A 2,508-nucleotide genomic window follows, 5' to 3' on the forward strand; every position below is an offset into this window, starting at 1 on the left:
GGTCGGGGCCCATCAGGGCGCGCGCCAGATGCGGCACCCACCAGCCCGACGAAGCCGATCGGCCCCGCCAGCGCCACCGCCGCGCCGCAGAGCAGCGTGATCGCTGCCAGCGCCGCCGCCCGCGCCGCGCCGAGCCGCACCCCGAGCGCGCGCGCCGCATCGTCGCCAAGCGCCACCGCGTTGAGCGCGGCCCCCGACCACAGCGCCAGCGCAAAGCCCGCCGCGAAGGCGGGGGCGAGCTGTGCAAGCGCAGCGGGCGTCGCCCCGGCGAGCGATCCGACCACCCAAAAGCGAAAGCCCTGCAACGTCTCGTGGCTCAGGAGCAGCAGCGCCGTGACCAGCGACATCAGCAACCCGCTGACTGCTGCCCCGGCCAGCGCCAGCCGCACCGGCGTCGCGGAGCCCGTGCCGGGCGTGCCCAAGGCCCAGACCAGCGCCGCCACCGCCCCCGCGCCCGCGAAGGCGCACCAGACCAGCGCGCCGGGGGCGGAGAGGCCGAAGGCCGCGATCGCCAGCACCACCGCGGCCGAGGCCCCGGCACTTGACGCCGAGCAGGCCGGGATCGGCGAGCGGGTTACGGGTCAGCGCCTGCATCAGCAGCCCCGCCACCGCGAGCGCCGCGCCAAGGACCGACCCCCGCCCGCGGCGGGCAGGCGCATCGCGCGGATCACGAGGTGATCGGGGTTGGCAAGGTCGGGCGAAAGCAGCGCTGCCACGACATCGCCCGGCGCGACATCGCGCGCCCCCACCCCGAGCCCCGCGACCGCCACCACGGTCAGCGTCACGCCGAGCCCCGAGAGCGCCAGCGCGCGCCGGGTCCGCGCCGGGACGCCCGGTCGGGGCAGGGTGGCGGTCACGTCGGTCACGGGGCGAGGCCCGCCTCATGCGTGCTCTGGACCGGCGTGGCCGGATCGCCGTCGACCGCCGCCTCGACCAAAGGCAGCATCTCGTCGATCACGTAAGGCAGGCTGAGCAGCGAGCCATGCGAGAAGGCGGCGGTCAGCACCTCGTCGGCATAAAGCTCGCGCCCCTCGCGGTGGGCGCGCAGCCCCTTGCGCAGCGCCAGCGCCTTGAGCTTGCCCACCACCTCGCCATCGTCGAGCCAGACCAGCAGGTCGGTGTCGAGCGGCGACAGGTCCTCGGAGGAAAAGCCCGCCCAGAAGGCGTTGCCGCTGCGCGCGGTGTCGAAGGCCTCGGGAGTGACGAAGCCCAGCTCGGCGAAGAGCTGCGGCCGGATGTCCTCGGAGGTGTAGGCGCCGGGCTGCTCGTTCCAGTGAAAGGCCACGGCAACGCTCTGGCCCTGCCACTCGGGATGCTGCCGGGCAGCTTGGGCGAGGCGGGCCTCGATCGCTTCGATCTGCGCCTCGGCCTCGTCGAGCCTGCCGGTGGCGCGACCGGCGAGGCGGGCGCGCTCCTGCCACGGGGTGCCATAGTCGCTCCGCCCCTTTGGGGCCGCGACCACCGGGGCGATCCGGCTCAGCAGAGCGTATTGGTCCGAGGTGATGCCCGAGGCCATGGCGAGGATCACGTCCGGGTCGAGCGCCGCGATCCTCTCGATGTTGATTTCGCCGCGCAGCACTTCGGGCGTCTGGTTGCCAAGCGCGTCCTGCGCCCAATCCCAGACGCCGAATTCGTCCGATCCGTACCAGTAGCGGATGGCCACCGGCGCAACGCCGAGCGCGAGGAGATTGTCGACGCCGCCGAAATCGAGCGAGACGACGCGTTCGGGTGGAGCGTCGAGACGGACGGTGCCGAACCTGGTCGTAAATTGCTGCGGAAACTCTTGTGCGGCGGCGGGAAAGGCGGTGCCGATGAGAAGGGCGGCGAGGGTCAGGCGCATGGGGTCTCCGGTCGCGGCGGGAAGGGGCTGGGGTGTTCGACGCACCCTGATAGGTCACATTGATTCCTGATCATAACTATCAGTTAAGTCAAGGCGAGGTTTTCATGGGGTTTTCCCGGTGATACTGGACCCCATATTTTATTCCGACTAATAAACTCAAGAATCACGGCATCGCACGCCGACGTGGCAAATACAAACAAGGGGACCCCCCATGGACGAAATCTGGACAGCCGCGCGGGCTGGGTTCGATGGCGGGCTCGAGGTCGTCCTGCTGGGCGGCCCGGCGATCTGGGCGATCGCGGTGCTGTCGGTGATCACGCTGGCGCTGATCCTGTGGAAGGTCTGGCGGCTGGCGCTGCTCGGGGCGTGGAGCGGCGGGCGGCGCAGTCGCCGCGCGGTGGCGCATTGGAGCGCCGGGCGCGAGGCCGAGGCGCTGTCGATGATCGACGGGCGGCGGAGCTGCCGGGCGCTTCTGGCGCAGGGCGGCGATGCGGGCGCGGCGCGACCCGAGCCTTGGCGAGGACGGCGCGCGGGCCGAGACCGAGCGGGTCGCGCGGGCGCTGCTGGCGCGGGCGAGGGTCGGGCTTCGGCCGCTCGAACTCATCGCCAGCATCGCGCCGCTTCTGGGGCTTCTGGGCACGGTGCTGGGCATGATCGCCGCCTTTCAG

General features: G+C 71.9%; 4 protein-coding genes. 1 reads left to right on the forward strand and 3 read right to left on the reverse strand.

From position 1 onward, the window contains the following. From MBELCI_RS19650 to MBELCI_RS18625, 3 genes are all read right to left on the reverse strand, one after another. Nucleotides 1-518 (reverse strand): iron chelate uptake ABC transporter family permease subunit (locus MBELCI_RS19650; protein ID WP_145973725.1); only part of this gene is annotated, 518 nt, incomplete at its 3' end. A 75-nt stretch (nt 519-593) separates the two neighbouring features. Continuing rightward, nucleotides 594-866, reverse strand: coding sequence for a hypothetical protein (locus tag MBELCI_RS19655; RefSeq protein WP_021695794.1), 273 nt, complete (start codon nt 864-866; stop codon nt 594-596). After that, the gene (locus MBELCI_RS18625; protein ID WP_021695795.1) at nt 863-1,840 is read right to left on the reverse strand and encodes an iron-siderophore ABC transporter substrate-binding protein; all 978 of its coding nucleotides are present in this window, start codon (nt 1,838-1,840) and stop codon (nt 863-865) included. Before MBELCI_RS18625 ends, MBELCI_RS19655 begins: the two co-directional genes overlap by 4 nt. 488 nt (nt 1,841-2,328) lie before the next feature. On the opposite strand from MBELCI_RS18625, the gene MBELCI_RS22170 reads away from it, so the two are divergent. Further along, a partial coding sequence (locus MBELCI_RS22170) for a MotA/TolQ/ExbB proton channel family protein (protein WP_045320532.1) occupies nt 2,329-2,508 on the forward strand: 180 nt, incomplete at its 3' end.

The organism is Limimaricola cinnabarinus LL-001, assembly GCF_000466965.1.
Classification (GTDB): Bacteria; Pseudomonadota; Alphaproteobacteria; order Rhodobacterales; family Rhodobacteraceae; genus Limimaricola; species Limimaricola cinnabarinus.